Annotated in this window: 2 protein-coding genes; both read left to right on the top strand. The window is 41.2% G+C overall.

What is annotated here, in order from left to right; genetic code table 11:
- The first annotated feature begins 220 nt into the window (after positions 1–220).
- Positions 221–14,407: a mucin-binding protein gene (locus tag H5S39_RS11635; RefSeq protein ID WP_182596359.1), complete on the top strand. Its 14,187-nt coding sequence runs from the start codon at positions 221–223 to the stop codon at positions 14,405–14,407.
- A gap of 602 nt (positions 14,408–15,009) precedes the next feature.
- The coding region (locus H5S39_RS06945; RefSeq protein ID WP_182596360.1) for a mucin-binding protein at positions 15,010–19,020 on the top strand (4,011 nt) is incomplete at its 3' end.

The raw sequence follows: 19,020 nt of genomic DNA on the forward strand, positions 1-19,020 counted from the left end.
AAAAAGATAATAAAAAATTAAATAAATTTTATAAAGTGATAAACCCTTGTCAGGTATAGATTGTTTAATGCTTTAATTAAATTAAGTGAGTAGGCAGCTTAAATCAAACAATACTTTGAGCTGTGTTTTAAAACAAAACAAGTATCATGGATTTATATGAGTTATGCGAGCTATTTATTATAGTGTGATGCGACAAATATAAAACGAGGGGGAAGCCAAAATGTTATCGCATAATAACCGAGAAGAACAATTTAAGAAATATGAACCGAAAAAGCAACGGTACACCATTAAGAAATTATCTGTTGGTGTAGCGTCTGTATTGTTAGGGATTACTTTTGCTAATGGAGTTTCAGCTGATACTACTGATGCAAATGCTAATGCTGACTCAGCAGGAAGCGACTCAGCAGAACAAACTGATCATAATTTAGTGTTAAATTCTGCTAGTGCATCAACCTTAAAAGAGGCGACTGCTGCTAACCAAGCTAATAGTGCATCAGCTGCTGTCCAAAACCCAGCAGGTGATATCAAGACGCCACAAGCTAACACTTATGAAGCTACTGTTAGCGCTGCTGTTGCTAATGAATTACAGGAAAATTCCAGTGCGACTAGCCAAAGTACCAGTGCAGACCAACCAACAAGCAATGCACAATCTACTAGCACTGTAGCTGACCAAAGTGCTGTTAACTCCACAGCATCTCAATCAGTGCAGACACAAAGCTTTGATGTTGCTCAAGCTAGTGCGAATGCAGCTAATATTGACTATGCTAATGTCTTTACGAGTTTATTGGCATCTACGTCAAATACTAGCGATGCTGCGGTTAATATTTCCACTTATCAGCCAAACTTTAATATTCAAAATCAAAGTAATTACTCTAGTGACTATAGCTTCTTACCATCAACTCAACGAGGTTACCAGCAATGGAGAGATGGTAGTACTATTTTAACTTTTGCCACCGATGCAAATGATCCTGGTCAAAATATTTACTTCTATGTTAATGGAAGACTAAAAGCAACTTCTGTGGCTGGTGCGTCAACTGGTGGTTGGAGCGGCTCTGTAAATATTAGTAGGACTAATGGTGATAACAATATTGCAGGGAGATATAATGCTTCTCAGCAGGTTATTACTATTGGAAAGTATAAATATACGAGAGTTACGTTAACTTCCGCTGATGGCAAGAAAGTTGTTAATATTCCAACAACTGGTGCCTTTACAACAGGTGGTCAAAATCTAGTTCCACTTCACGTTGGTGATTCTCCAATGGCACAACAACATTGGAACAGTGGTGGTGGTATCACTCCAGGTAAGGCCCAACAAACTATTTGGTACGTCGATGCTAATACTGGTGAAGTGATGGCCCATAAGTCATCAGGTCAAGTCTTTGCTGGTCAGAGTTATGACGTAAGTAATGATGGTCCAGATAAGATTACTTATGATGGCAAAAGTTATGAAAAAGTTGATAAGAGTAAGGCTACTAATGCCGCTCTTAATGCCGTTTTGACGACTAATAATGGTATTGATATTAAGGTTAAAGATGTTATTGATACTCCCCTTACTGGTACACTTGGTAGCTACCGGATGGGTGACATTAGTGTGGGTAATACTGACTACGGTCCTTCCCGTGTTTACATTGCTCAACAGATTGATAATGACGGTACAATTTCATTAAACACTTATGATACTCAGCCAAGTGATTTAGGAGGTATGGATTATAAGTTTGTAGCTGGCATTTCACCACAAAGCTTGGCTTCAGGTGAAACGGCTCAAGGTGCAAGTTCTGCCTACTACAACGCTCATACTCCTGGTAATCGGGATATTGTCTTCTTATATGCTGAAAAGCAAAACGCAACTATTTCATTTATTGATGATGACACTGGCAAATCATTGTCACCAACACAAAATGCTTCTGGAAATGCAGGTTCACAAATTAGCTTTACTGGAGCCGCTAATACTGTCTCAGGTATTTTACAAGACGGCTACACTTATGTACAAACAAGTGGTAATGGTGTAATCGGTGGTAATACTGGTAGTTATAATAGTGTTAACTTCCCAGTGTACGACAATGACAATAACACTACGCAATCATTTGTTGTTCATTTTAAGAAGGCGTCAACACCTACTACTAATACCTACAAGCAAGGCAATACAGAAACTAAGACCATTTACCGGACAATTAACTACTACGACAAGTTAACTGGTCAAAAGATTCCTAGTGATTTGATTACAACTAATCCGGTAAAGGATGAAGTTACATTTACTCGTACCAAAGTATTGGATCAAAACGGTAAGGTAGTTGGATATGGTACTGTTTCTAATGATGGTAAGAGCTTTAAATCTCAGGATTGGCACACTGAGTATGGTGAACCTTCAACACAGTTTGACGCTAAGAGATCTCAAGACTTATCAGCATACAACTATACTGCACCGGAGTTTAATGATGGTACTTCAGCTAATATTGTTGATGCTCATGAAGTAACTCCAGAGACTGGTGACTTGGTTTACAACGTTTACTACGGTCACAAGACTGAACCAGTTAAGACTACTGAAAATGTAATTCGTCATTTCCACTACATTTTTACTGATGGCACTACACCAAGTTCGCACTTAACTCCACAAACGGACCAAACAGTAACCTTTAACGGTACTGCAACGAAGGACTTAGTAACTGGTCAAACAGGTCCAACGACTTGGAACCCATCAACTGGTACTTTAGCTTATGTTGCTGGTCAACAAGTTCCTGGCTACACGCTTGTAGGCTACGTAAATGCTAATGCAGATGGTAGTGCTAGTGCAGTACCTGTAGACCCAACTTCATCAGATATTGATGTAACCCTTGTTTACACACCAAATGCCAAGCCGGTTGAAACTAAGCAACAAGCTAAGGTAGTTATTTACGATAAGACTGATAACAACAAGGAATTAACTCACTTTAACAATGATAGTGGTAAAGCTGGGGATGCAATTAGCTTTGACGGTGAACCTGAAACGCTCCAAGGCTTCTTGAATGCCGGTTACAAGTTTGATAGTGCAGTTAATGATAATGGTAATACGATTGCTTCTAACGCAAATAATATCAACTTCGGTAACTTCGACAATGTTGACGGTAATGTTCAAGGCTTCAAGATTTACCTTGTTCACGGCACTAAGGACACTACTGAAAAGGCAACTACTAATGCCCACGTTCATTATGTAATTGCAGGTAACGATGCTAACAAGCCAGCTGCTCCAGCCGATAGCCCATTACAAACAATTAATTGGACTCGGACAAACACTACTGACCTGGTAAACGGTAACGTGACTGAAGGTAACTGGACACCTGACAAGGGTAGTTTCACTAGTGTAACTTCACCAACTGTTGAAAACTACACTCCAGACCAACAAGTTGCTAACTTTACAACGCCGCAACCAAACCGTGACCAATTAGTAACGGTTGTTTACAGTAAGAACCCAGAAACTACGCAAAAGGCTGACTTAATTGTTTACGACAAGACCGATAACAATAAGCAATTAAACAACTTCGATAACAGCGGTAAGACTGGTACTCAAATTTCATTCAGTGGTGCTGCAAATTACGTTGCGGACTTAATTTCTAAGGGTTACAAGATCGATAGTTTTGTCAATGATCACAACCAAACTGCATACCCAACTTCATATGGCGAGATTATTTACGACAACTTCGATAACAACGCTGCTAGTGATCAACACTTCAAGTTGTACTTAGTTCACGATACTGAAAATACAACTGAAAACAAGAACACTACTTCAACTGTTCACTATGTTGTATCTGATGGTCAGGCAACTCCACCAGCAGACCACGTTGAAACGATCAGTTGGACTCGGCCGGTAACTAAGGATAAGGTAACCGGTACAACTACATCAACTGGTAACTGGACAACTCCAGGTCACTACAACAATGTGCCAACTCCAAACTTGGAAGGCTACACACCAGACCGAAATAATGTTCCAGCACCAACACCAAATCCAAATGAGAATCCACGGACTGTTGTTACTTACAATCCTAAGACTCCAGAAGCACCAACTTACACCGGTACGACTGAGACTAAGCAAGTAACCCGGACTATTAACTACTATGACCGGGTTACTGGCGAACGGATTCCAGCAAGTTTGGCTAATACCAACGTTCAAACTGTAACCTTAAGTCGGACTCATGTTGTATCATCAACTGGTCAGGACATGGGTTACGGTACTGTCAGTGCAGATGGTAAGACCTTTACTAAAGCAACTACTACTGATGGCTGGAACACTGGTAACTGGACGAACGTTGTTTCACCAGACCTGACTAACGCTGGTTATACTGCTCCAGATAAGAGTGCAGTTGCAGATCAAACAGTTGACTCAACCACTAATGATCAAAACGTAAATGTATACTATGGTCACCAAACCGTTGTGGTTACGCCAAATGACCCGCACAACCCAGGTGGCAACATTAATCCAAATGACCCCCGGAATAACCCATCAACTTATCCAGATGGTTTAACTCGTAATGACCTTCAACAACAAGTAACGCGGACTGTTCACTATGTTGGGGTAAATGAAGATGGCTCAACTACACCGGTAAATGGTGCGCCAGATGGTAATAACACTTACAAGCAAAAGGTAAACTTTGAACGTCATGCAGTTGTTGATAGGGTAACTGGTAATATCCTTGGTTACACCACTGATAACACTGCCAACATTGCAACAACTGATGCTTCACGGGCATGGTTACCAGCTACGCAAACGATGGGTTCAGTTGATTCAAAGGCTCCGAGTGAAGTAGGCTTTGATAATGTTGATGTTAAGACTGTAGGTAGCATGACTGTCTACCCTGGTCAACAGATTGCTGACGTAACTGTAACTTACACCAAGAATAAGACACCAGAAGTAAACCAAAATGCTGACTTGAAGATCATTGACCGTAACGATCCACAAAACCAAGTTGTTTTGGCTGGCTACAGCATTAATGACAAGCCTGGTACGCAAATTACCTTTAGTGGTTCACAGTCTGCTCTTGATAACTACCTCAAGCAGGGTTACACCTTTGACGGTACTTCCGGCAATATGACTGGTAATGAAACTCAAGGCTTTGTTTACCCAACTCTTGATAACGATGCTTCAAGTGACCAACACTTTGTTATCTACTTGAATCATGGAACTGAAAACAAGATCGAAACGGCTACTGCTAATGCGCATGTTCACTACATTGTTGCTGATGGTGGTGTTCAAGCTCCTGCTGACAGTACGACCCAAACAATTAACTGGAGTCGGACAAACACGGTCGACAAGGTTAATGGCAAGACGGTCGCTGAAGGTCAATGGACTCAAACTAAACCAAGTTTTGATGACGTTAAATCACCAGAACTTAAGGGTTACACCCCAAGTCAAGCTAACGTTCAATTTGCTACACCAGTAAGGAACCAAAACCAAATCGTTAATGTTGTCTACAATAAGAACCAAGCTGAAAAGGCTAACCTTCATATTATTGATATCTCTGATGGTAACAAAGAAATTAACCAATTCCATGCTTCCGGTGACGATAACACTGCTGTGACATTTAATGGAGCCCAACCAACTGTTGATGCATTAGTTAAGGCTGGTTATAAGGTTACTGAAATTGCTCAAGCAACTAGTGATCCTAAAAACCCAACTAAGTACAGTACTGATTATGCAACTGCTTCAAGTCAATGGACATTTGACGATAAGCCAGGCGTAGATCAAGAGTTCTATGTCTTCTTACAGCATGACTATACGCCAATCAATCCAACTAACGCATTTGGTCGTAATGATTTGACCCGTGAAGTGACTGAAACTGTTCACTATGTCAATGAAGAAACTGGTCAACCAGTTGCCACTGACTACACCAACAAGGCAACCTTTACTGGCCAAGGCATGGTCGATAAGGTAACTGGCAAGATGGTGGCAATTAAGAGTGTTGAAAATGGTCAAATTACCTATGACTATGATGTTGCTAAGGAAATTAATATTGCGGACGCCAAGGAAAGCGACTTTGCATGGAGTGAACCAACAACCTTTAATAAGGTAACTTCTCCAATTATCAACGGCTACACAATTGATGCAGCTAAGACTACGCCAAGTGACTTAGCTGATGGTAATGACATCAAGGAAATTACTAATGTTACCTACAACCATGGCAATGTCGAAGCGACTGTCTACTACAAGGCAAACCCAGCTGAAATTCACAAGGCTGAATTAGTAATTTACGCTAATGGTAGCCAAGTAGGTTCAGCTAGTGCCACGGGTGCCAAAGATACAGCAATTAACTTTGGCAATGCTGATCAAATCGTTGATAGTTACATTAACAACGGCTGGACATTTGATCACGCCCAAGATGTAACCAATAATACTGAAATGAGTGGTAAGTCTTACGGTGAATTAAACTTCGGTAACTATGCAACGCAAAACAATAGTAACCAAAAGTTTGCTATTTACTTGACTAAGGCTGCTGAACCTACTCAACAAACTGCACAATTGATCATTAACGACGTAACGCCGGGTCAAGAAATGCAAATGGGTTCATACACGCAACCAGGTCGTGAAGGTAGTGCGATTAGCTTCGATGGTGCAAGCTCACAAGTAGCAGACTTGCTTAATAAGGGTTATGTCTGGGATAGTTCAACTTACAATGGCAATAACTTGGATGCTAAGAATTACTCTGATATCCAATTTGGTAATTACGACAACACTGACGATAAGTCAGGCATCAGTCAAAAGTGGGTAATTAACTTAGTTCACGGTTACAACCCTGTTGACCCAGATCACCCAGATGACAAAGATGGCTACACGAAGGAATACCTTGACCGGACGATTACTCGTGACGTAACTTACGTTGATGAACAGGGTCAGGAAATGCCAGGCCTTACGCCAGAACACCAAGAAACCAACTTCAAAGGTTCAGGCTACTTAGACAAAGTAACCAACCGTTGGGTAACTGTTAATAATGGTAAGATCACTGGTCTTGCAAATGGCTTAACGTGGACACCGGATAGTGATCAAACATTTGATGCTATCAATGCGAAGACTGCTGATGGTTACCATGTTGCATCAGTAAGTGGTAACGGCATTAACGGCTTTACTATTGCCCAAGATGGTGCGGTAAGTGCCCAAACCGTTAATAGAAATTCTGCTAACTCAACGATTAAGGTTGTTTATGCTCAAAACCCAGTAATTGAACAAGGTAACTTAGTTGTTACATTCCATGATGTAACTGACAATAAGGATCTTACTGGTGTCGGGATTATGACTGCCGACCAAAATGTTGGTACTGCTGTAACTTACTCACCAAGTGCTGACTTGACTAAGCTTGAAAATGAAGGTTATGTTTACGTATCTACTGAAGGTAACCTGCCAAGCTCAATCGTTAAGGGAACAAGCAAGGTAGTAATTAATGTTAAGCATGGTACTGTGCCAGTAAATCCTGATAATCCGGGCAACCCTGGCGATAAGATTAACCCTAATGATCCACGTCCAGATGGTCCAAAGTATCCAAATGGTACTGATAAGACTTCTATTGATAAGACGATTACTCGTACGATCCACTATGTTGGTGCAGACCAATACACGCCAGAAGATGTCCAACAACCAGTTAACTTCACTGCACACGGTGTCCTTGATAAGGTAACTGGCGAATGGGAAACACCATTGACGTGGTCAGCTAATCAAACATTTGGTGCTAAGAATACACCAAACATTCCAGGTTACCACGTGGTAAGTGTTGATAAGGATACGACTGATAACAAGAACGTTAACAGTGCATCAATTAGTCACACCGGTTCAGACTACACAGTAACGGTAACCTACGCTAAGGACCAAGCTCCAACACCAGATACTACTACTGGTCGTGTTGCTTACATCGATGACACCACTAAGACAACCCTTAAGAGTGACAACTTGAGTGGGGATGTTGGTACACAAATCAACTACACGACCCAAGATAAGATTAATACTTACTTGAATGAGGGTTACAAGCTCGTATCTAACAACTTTACTGACGGTACTGAGGTCTTCAACAAGGATGCTAATAAGAATATCTTTGAAGTTCACTTGGTACATGATACAGTTCCGGTAAACCCAGCTAATCCAGGTCAACCGGGCGACAAGATCAACCCTAATGATCCACGTCCAGATGGCCCAAAGTATCCAAATGGTACGACTGAGACTGACTTGACGAAGATGATTACACGGACGATCCAATACACTGGTGCCGGTGAATATACCCCAGAAGCTGTTCAGCAACCAGTTAACTTCACTGCTAAGGGTGTTCTTGATAAGGTAACTGGTGAATGGGTAACACCATTGACGTGGTCAGCAGATCAAAGCTTCGGTGCTAAGAAGACACCACTCATCCCAGGCTACCATGTTGTAAGTGTTGACAAGGATACTACTGATAATAAGAATGTTAACAGTGCGACTATTAGTCATACCGGTGCAGATTACACGGTAACTGTAACCTACGCTAAGGACGCTGCTCCTACTCCTGAAATGCAAAATGCGGTTGTTATTTACCAAGACGTAAATGACCCTGCAAACCCAGTAGAACTTTTACGGAGCAACAACTTAACTGGTGAAAATGGTGCCAAAATTAACTACAGCACTGCTGATGAGATTGCCAACCTTGAAAAGGAAGGTTATGTATTAATAAGCAATGGCTTTGACCCAGATGGTGTCGCACCAAGCTTTGACAACGATACAAGTACTAACCAAACCTTCTACGTAAAGCTTAAGCACTCAATCACTCCGGTAACGCCAGATACTCCAGGTAACCCAGGTGACAAGATCAACCCTAATGATCCACGTCCAGATGGTCCGAAGTATCCAGCAGGTACAGCTAAGACGGACCTTACTAAGACCGTTACACGGACTGTTACTTACGAAGGTGCTGGTAGTCAAACACCAAGTCCAGTAAGCGATACCCTTACGTTTAATGGTACAGGTTACTTAGATAAGGTAACTGGTAAGTGGACTGATGCAAATGGTCACGAATTAGCAAACCAAAACAACGGCATTACTTGGACAGTTGCTGACGGTACTAAGGATGAAGGTAGCTTCAGTCTTGTACCAACTAAGGCAATTAATGGTTACACTTCAACTGTGATGACAGTTGGGGCCGATGATGGTAACGGTAATGTTAAGAGCTATACTGGCATTAATCATGCAACACAAAACATTAATGTTGTTGTTCGTTACTCACCAGTTGTTGCAGAGCAAGGTAACGTAATTGTTAACTTCCATGACGATACCGACAATGTTAATATTCCAGGCGTTGGTATTGATACTGGTAACCAGGATGTTGGCACTACTGTAACCTACTCATCAAACAATGATTTAACTAAGCTTGAAAACCAAGGTTACGTTTATGTATCTACTGACGGCAATATTCCTGCTTCAATCGTGAAGGGCACGACAACTGTTACTATTCACGTCAAGCATGGTACTGTACCTGTAAATCCTGATAATCCAGGTCAACCGGGCGACAAGATCAACCCTAATGATCCACGTCCAGATGGTCCAAAGTATCCAAATGGTACTGATAAGGCTTCTATTGATAAGACAATTACCCGGACAATCCACTATGTCGGCGCAGACCAATACACGCCAAGCGATGTTCAACAACCAGTTAACTTCACTGCCAAGGGTGTCCTTGATAAAGTAACTGGTAAATGGGTAACACCATTGACGTGGTCAGCTGATCAAACATTTGGTGCTAAAAATACACCAAACATTCCGGGCTACCATGTGGTAAGTGTTGACCGCGATGCTAATGGTACTAATGTTGCTAATGCACCGATTAGTCATACTGGTGAAAATTACACCGTTACTGTAACCTACGCTAAGGACCAAGCACCTGTTTCTGAAAAGGCAACGCTTCATATCATTGATATTTCAGATAACAACAAGTCACTTGGTACTTACGAGGCAAGTGGTGACGATAATGCTGCAATTAACTTCAACGGGGCAGATGTATCGATTAGTTCATTACTTCGTGGCGGCTACAAGGTTAATAGCATTAAGCATACTGCTCAAAGTGGTGTGATCACTGATGGTGGTGCTGATGCTGATTACTCAAGCATTGCAAGTCAATGGAAGTTTGACGATCAACCAGGATTTGACCAAGACTTCTATGTTTACCTTGAACACGACACCACACCAATTAACCCAACCAATGCATATGGTCGCAATGACTTAACCCGTGAAGTGACTGAAACAGTTCACTATGTTGATTCAGCAACCAACAAGCCAGTTGCCACTGATTACACCAACAAGGCAACCTTTACTGCCCAGGGAATGGTCGATAAGGTTACTGGTAAGATGTTGGCAATTAAGAGCGTTGAAAATGGTCATGTAACTTATGATCCTGATGTTAATAAGCAAATTAATATCACTGATGCTAAGGACAGTGACTTTGTCTGGAGTTCACCAGCAACCTTTGCGAAGGTAACTTCACCAACAATCAATGGTTACACTATTGATGCTGCAAAGACCACGCCAAGTGACTTAGCTGATGGTAATGACATCAAGGCAATCAATGATGTTGCTTACAATCATGGCAATGTTGAGGCAACGGTTTACTACAAGGCCAACCCTGTAACACCAGTTACTCCAGTAGTTTACGGTAATGCAGACTTGAAGATTGTTGATCGCTACAACCCACAAGCAGAAGCAACATTAGCTAACTTCGAAATGAATAATGCCAAGACTGGTACTCAAATTCAATTTACTGATTCAAACTCTATTTTGAATAATTACCTCAACAATGGTTACAAGTTTGCTGGTACTTCTGGCAATATGACGGGTGATATTACAAGTGGCTTTACTTATCCTTCAATTACTAAGGATGCTCAACACTTTGTAATTTACTTGACTCATGACATTGCTGATCAAACTGAAACTAGAAGTGCAAATGCGCATGTTCACTACATTATTGCTGATGGTGCTGTTCAAGCTCCTGCTGATAGTGCAAACCAAACTATTACTTGGACTAGAACTAACAGTGTTGACAAGGCAACTGGTAAGATCGTTAATGAAGGTGCTTGGACACAATCTAAGCAAAACTTTGCTGATGTGAAGTCGCCAGAAGTGAAGGGCTACACTCCAGCGGTAGAAAATGTTCAGTTTGCTACACCGGTTCAAAACCAAAACCAAGTTGTCAATGTTGTCTACACCAAGACTCCTGAGGTTCCAGTAACGCCAGAAGTAGCAAATGGTTCAATCACATACATTGATGATACGACGGGGCAAACGCTTGAATCTGCAAGCTTCGGTGGTAATGTCGGTAGCAAGATTAACTACACTACTGCAGACCGGATTGCTAACTATGAAGGCAAGGGTTACGAACTTGTATCAAACAACTTCAAGGATGGTAATGAAACCTTTGTTAAGGGCGATAACAAGTTTGAAGTTCACTTGAAGCACGCTACTACGCCAGTAAATCCAGACCACCCAGGTGCAGGATATACTAAGACTGACCTTGATAAGACAATCACTCGGACGGTTAAATACCAATACAGTGATGGCAGTCAAGCTCATACACCAGTAGAACAGAGCGTTAACTTTATCGGTCACGGTATAGTTGACAAGGTAACTGGTCAATTAGTAACTGTTGATGATAATGGCAACATTACTGGTGCTGGTAAGATTACTTGGAATTACGATAGTCAAGACTTCGGTCAAGTTCCAGGTGTTGACACTACTGGTTACTACATCTCAGGTATTTCAAAGAACAATACTAATGCAAGTGTTGATGAAAAGACCGGGGTAGTATCAGGCAAAACAGTAACACCAAATAGTCAAAACAGTACGGTAGTTATTACCCTTACTAAGGAAAATACACCGGTAACGCCTGTAACGCCGGCAACAGTTCAAGGTCAAGTAACTTACATTGATGACACCACTGGCGCAACGCTTACTAATGATGGCTTTAGTGGCAAGGTTGGCGATCAAATCACCTACACGACTGCTGGTAAGATCAACAGCTATGTCAACCAAGGTTATGAATTGGTATCAAATAACTTCAAGGATGGCAACGAAACCTTTGCTCAAAGCGGCAATAACTTCGAAGTTCACTTGAAGCACACGACAACAACCGTAACTCCTGATAATCCTGATCCAAGTCATGGTTACACTAGGGATAGCTTGACTAAGACTGGTACACAGACAGTTGTTTACGTTGGTGCCGGTGACCATACTCCAGCTAATAATGTCACAACGGTTGAATTTGGTCACAGCCTTGTAATTGATAATGTTACTGGTAAGGTTGTTACTGATAATGGTTGGACACCAGCTAGTCAGACTTATACTAAGGTTGATACACCAAATGTTGATGGCTATACTCCTGATAAGACGACTGTTGGTGGTGAGACAGTTACTGTCGATCACCAAACTGGTAATGGCAATATTGATCGGACTTACGTGGTAACTTACACCAAGAATGAAACTCCTGTAACACCAGTAACTCCTGCTAAGGAAGATGGAAGCATCACCGTTACAGTTCATGACGTAACTACTAACCAAGACTTACCAGAATATGGTAAGACAAGTGGTACGCAAGAAGTTGGTACTAAGTTTAGCTACGATAAGACAACGACGATTACCGACTTGCAAAACAAGGGTTACAAGGTAATTAACCCAGAAGTTACTATTCCGGGTGAAGTTGCTAAGGGTAATCAAAACGTAACGATCTACGTTGAACACACTACTACCCCGGTAACACCAGATAACCCAGGTCGTCCGGGTCAGCCAATCAATCCTAATGATCCAAATGGTCCGAAGTTCCCAGAAGGTTCTGACCAAGTAACGAAGAGTGTTACCCGGACAATCACTTATGTTGATAACAATGGTAATAACCTTCGTGAACCAGTAAAACAAACTGCTAACTTCACTGGTACTGGTTTGATCGATAATGTTACTGGTAAATGGGTAACACCAATTACCTGGTCTGGTAACGGTGACTTGGCTGGTCAAACAACCCCAGTTATTGACGGCTACCACGTAACAAACGTTAGTCGTGATGGCGATGGCAATAATGTTGCTAAGGTTACAGTTAACCGTGGCGATAGTGATTACACAGTTGTTGTAACGTACACGCCAAATGGTAAGATTATGCCAGTTGATCCATCAGGAAACCCAATTCCAAATGTACCAACGCCACAATACCCAACTGATCCTGAAAACCCAGCGAAGGTAACCCCTAATGAACCGGTTCCAGATGTACCAGGCTTCGTTCCATCAGTACCATCTGTAACGCCTAGTGAACCAGGAACAGATACGCCGGTTGTATATAACCCAGTAACACCAGCAACGGTTCAAGGTCAGGTAACTTACATTGATGATACGACTGGTAAGACCATTACCACTGATAACTTCAGCGGGAAGGTCGGCGAAAAGATTAGCTACACGACTGCTGGTAAGATCGCTGAATTGACAAGCCAAGGATACGAATTAGTATCTAACAACTTCAGTGATGGTAATGAAACATTTACTGACGGCAACAATAGCTTTGAAGTTCATGTAAAGCATGCTGCGGGTACGGTAACTCCAACTAATCCACATGGGGATGAAGAGGAAACCAACACTAAGACTGAACATAAGGCCACAACCTTTACTGTTCATTATGTAGGTGCAGGTGAAAATAACCCAGCTGACCATGTCGAGACAATTCAATGGACTCGCCAGGTAACAACTAATGCTGATGGTAAGGTAGTAAGCACAACTCCATGGACGACTGCTGGCAATTACACTAGTGTAAATACACCGGTTGTTAATGGATACCATGCTGATAAGGCGGCAGTTGAGGCACCACAAGCTGATCCTGATAGGGATAGTGAAGCAACGGTTACCTACGCACCAAATGGTCATATCATTCCAGTTGATCGGACAAATACACCAATTCCAGGTGCAGATCATCCACAATACCCAACTGATCCTAGTGATCCAACGAAGGTCGTACCGAATGAACCGGTACCAACGATTCCAGGCTATGTTCCTGAACAAGAAACAGTAACGCCAGTTGATCCGGGAAGTGATACCCCTGTCGTATATGACCACGGGACAACGCCTGTAGCTCCTGAAACACCGGTAACGCCAGAGCCTACTCCTGAAGAGCCGGCAACACCAGCTACTCCAGAAACTCCAGCAGCCAATGATGGACAACAGGACGAAAAAGTAACACCAAGCAGTTCAACTACTCCAACTGAAACTGTTAAGGTAACTTCAACTACTGAAGAACATGTTGCACAACCAGCTGTTAAGAAGGCTACACCAGAGCAAGCTAAAGTTAAGACGTTACCACAAACTGGTAATGAAGCAGAAAACAGTGCTGAAATTCTTGGCCTTGCTGCACTTGGTTTAACTGGCTTACTAGCAGCAGGTAAGAAGCGTCGTAAAGAAGATTAACAAATAGTGTTCGGACAATATATAAAGTGATTAGCGAATAAAAGGCTAATTATTGATGCAAAAAAGTACTCCATGGAGAGATCCGTGGGGTACTTTTTTTGCATATTGGCTTCTTGTTATCGGTAGTTAAATGAAGAAATGAGCTGCGGAGGTATTAAGCAGGAAAAGGGTGCATCATTCATAATCCCTTTGAAATGCCTATTCTCGCCTTATGACAGATTAGTCTCTTCGTTATAAGTAATAATTATATTTCACTAATATTATTAAAAAACACGAAAGAATATAATGGATATTTTTATTATACATTAGTCTAGTTATCACTTATTATAGAAATAAATTTATATTTAAAATAACAAGCAAATAAATGAAAAAAGTGTCATATGTATAAAGAATTTTATTTAAAAATTAAAATAATTTATTAACTCTGAACAGTTGACTTATCGATATTTAACGCTAATATAGTTATCTGCTGATAATCTAAATTAGCTAAAATGAGTTGTTTTAAAAAATAAAAGTTGTATATTAATTACTGAAAATAAGTTACGGGAGCTCTTGATTAAACACAAAAGTTTGCCTATCTACTGATTAAGGGGATAAAAAATATGCTTTCTCATAAAAATTTACAAGAACAAATTAAGAAGAGTGAGCCGAATAAGCAACGGTTTGCAATTAAGAAGCTGACTGTCGGCGTGGCTTCTGTTTTATTGGGTGTTACTTTTGCTGGAACTGCATCTGCTGATACGACTAATGCTAATTCAGCATCAGGGAGTGCAAGTGATGGTGCGGAACAAACTGACCATAATTTAGTTTTGAATTCAGCAAGTACTACAACGATGAAGCAAGCAACTGCTGCCGCTGATGTCCATCAAGCTGCTGCAGCTACCAATCCGGCTGGCAATATTAAAACTCCTGTTGCTAATGGGTATGAAGCAGTCGTTAATGCCGCTGTTTCTGCTGCGATGAAGAATACTGATTCAGCAAGTACTGAACCAGTTAGTGCCAGTGCGGCAGTACAACAACCAGCAACGGCAGCTAGTGAAACATCATTATCCCAAAATAATAATGAAACGCAATCGTCAAAAACTGAGACATTCCTGCCAACGACAACACCATCTTCTGAATATACATTTAGTACGCAAAGCTTAGCAGAAGAAAAGGTTCCAGCTGCATCTTTAGCTACAAAGGAAAATGTAAATCAAGTATATAAGATTACGATTAAAACACTCAACGTTGCAACCGGTCAACCATTAAATTCATCGAATGCAGCTTTTCAATATAATTTTAAAAATGGTGTTTTAACTAAAGAGGGGAAAACCGGTGACTACCTTTATTCTCTAGGGGTTGCGCCAACTGGTTATAAGCTCTTGAATCCAGAAATCTTAGCAGATAACTTCACGATGAATGGGAACATGGCGAATATCAAGAACAAGGATGTTGATATTACATTAAAATATGCACCAATTTCACCAATTTTAGTTCGTTATATTGATGAAGATACTGGAGAGGTGTTATCAACTTCGTCAGTTGGCGCTAATACTTCATCAACTGCCAGTTATGCTTATCTTAATGGTGATGAAAAGCAGATTGGTCCTTCTAAATTCCTTCTTCATGCGATTGAAATTCCTGGATATACCTTAGATGACCAGGCAACGTTCATTGATACTTATAACAATGTTCAATCGAAAGGTAATTTAAACTATCAAGTTCATACGTTTAAATATAAAAAAATAATGAATAATCCGAACCCTAAAGAAAGCCAAAAGGGATCGGGAGCAACGTATGGCGAATACTTTGGTCCGGAATGGGATACGATTGATCCAGCAGATATTTTTACAGTCAGCGGAGTATACGGTCAGAACTACGAAAAAGATAATGGTGACATGGAAGCTAAAATGAACCATGTGATTAGTAAGTACGAGAATCAAGGGTACACTTACATGGGTACTTTTAATTATCACCGTAATGCTGACTGGTATAACTGGAATGAAGGAGGTACATCAATCAACTTGATCCCTAACAAAGCTGTTACGGTAAAGTTTGTTGATGAACAAGGAAATAAGTTAGCCGATGACCAGACGATTGCGTTTAATAATGACAACCCTGATCAAACCAATAATGGTATTAACCCAGCAAGTCACTGGTTTGCAAAGGGTGAATGGCACTCAACGCCTAAGAGCTTTGATGGGTATGTCTTGCGAACAACTTATGGTGCGGATCATGGACAATTTACGCCTTATCAATATGTTGTTACCTATGAGTACGCTAAGAAGGCTGAAGCCGAGGTTAAGTACATTGATGATACTGATAATAAGCAATTGTCAGCTGATGAATTAAATGGTTTTGTCGGGGATCCAATCGACTACTCAACCAAAGCGTCAATTGCTAATTATGAAAAGCAAGGGTATGTACTAGTAAATGATGGTTTTGTTGCTGGAAGCAAGTATGCTGACGGTAATAATGTTTTTGAAGTCCATTTTAAGCACGGTATTAAAGATGGTACACCAGCGACAGCAACGGTAACGCGGACGATAGAATACCAGTACGCCGATGGTAAGAAGGCAGCGGACACGAAGGTTCAAAAGGCTGAATTCAATTCAAACGTTAAAGTTGATGCAGTAACAGGGGCTTTAGTTAGTGAGGAATGGTCGGCTCCGCAAGAATTAACAGCGGTAACTTCACCTGAAATTAAGGGTTACACGCCAGATCAACGGGTTGTTTCGCAGGTAACTGTTGATCATAGTGCAAAGAATATTAAAGTTACTGTTACCTACCGGGCAGATGAAGCAAATGCCGATGTAACCTACATTGATAAGACAACTGGTAAAACGCTTGAAACAAAGGTGCTTAATGGTAAGGTAGATGATCATTCTGATTACACAACTACCGCTACGATTAAGAAGTATGAAGATAAGGGTTATCAATTAGTAGCAGACAACTACCCGCAAAATGGGATAACCTTTACCCCTGAGACACAACATTATACTGTTTATTTTGAACATACTTATGGACCTGTAAATCCAGAAAATCCAAATAAAAATATTGATCCGGTTGAATACAGTAAGGATGTTAAATCAACGGTTCACTACGTTGGTGCTGGGGACAAGAATCCCGCTGATAATGTGCAAACCTCTAAGTGGGCACGGACATTAACGATTGATAAGGTGACTAACCAATTAGTTGCTGGTGGACAGTATGATACTAATTGGGCAATTGTACCTGGTGAAAAAACTGAATATGATCAAGTAAACACGCCGGTTATCGATGGTTTCCATGCTGATAAAGCCAATGTCCCGTCAGCTAAGGTTACTCAAGAAAATCTTGAAACAACCGTAACCTACGCACCAAACGGTAAGATTATTCCAGTTGATCCAAGTGGTAAGCCAATTCCAAATGCGCCAACCCCACAATATCCAACGAACCCAACTGATCCAACCGGTGTAACGCCAAATGAACCAGTACCAAGTGTTCCAGGATTTGTTCCCGAAGTGCCAACAGTAACGCCAACTGATCCTGGTAAGGACACTCCGGTTGTTTACAACCAAATCCAAAAGGCGGACTTGACGATTGTTGATCAAGATAACGGCAACAAGCAAATTATTGTTCCTGATGTAACTACTAAGTTCAATGCTGATGGTATTGCCAATGATAAGATTGGTTTTAATGGTTATGGCGATTCAATAACAGCATTAGAGAATATGGGCTATGAATATGTTAGCTCCGATTATAGTGTTAATGAGAATTTTGATGATGATGCTAATGCTGACCAACACTTCATTATTACAATGAAGCACGGTATTCAACCAGTTAATCCAACCAACCCTGGTAAGCCGGGTCAACCAATTAATCCAAATGATCCAGACGGTCCTAAGTACCCACAAGGATCAGACCAAGTAACCAAGAACGTTACGCGGACGATTCAATACGTTGACGAAAATGGTAATAAAATCAGTGATCCCGTTGAACAAACTGTTAACTTCACTGCTGAAGGTGTTCTTGATAAGGTAACTGGTCAATGGAAGACGCCATTGACTTGGAGTGATCCACAGAAGGTAGCAGAAGTTGTATCACCAACGATTGATGGAATGCACGTGGTATCTGTCAGTCAAGATAGTGATGGTAACGATGTTAAGGCAGTTGAACTCAACCACAATTCCTCAAGCTACATGGTTGTTGTTAAGTACGCGAAAAATAGTCTTGTGGAAAAGGATGCGCTAACGATTCCAGCATCACAAACGATTAAGTTCGTTGATGAAAGTGGCAACACGCTCCGTGAAAACAATGTTCAAACGAGTGAATTTACCCGGACACCAGATGTTGTTGATACCGTAACTGGTAAGACGATTACGGAAGGCTCATGGAATGAAACTAGCCACAAGTTTGGCACGATCAACGTTCCAGTAATTGATGGCTACGTTGCAACTGTCAAGACTGCCGGTGGATTAACAGCAACTACTGAGAATCCAAATGTTGTAACTGAAGTTGTCTACAAGAAGGTTGGTAAGATCATCCCGGTTGATCCATCAGGAAAGCCAATTCCAAATGTACCAACCCCAAGTTACCCGAACGATCCAACTGATCCAACGACGGTAACACCGGATGAACCAGTACCAAGT

It is taken from the genome of Limosilactobacillus rudii, assembly GCF_014145455.1.
GTDB classification, from domain to species: domain Bacteria; phylum Bacillota; class Bacilli; order Lactobacillales; family Lactobacillaceae; genus Limosilactobacillus; species Limosilactobacillus rudii.

Bases quoted from the DNA above. Each gene is read 5' to 3' on its own strand.
- H5S39_RS11635 (WP_182596359.1), top strand. From the start codon at position 221: ATGTTATCGCATAATAACCGAGAAGAACAATTTAAGAAATATGAACCG.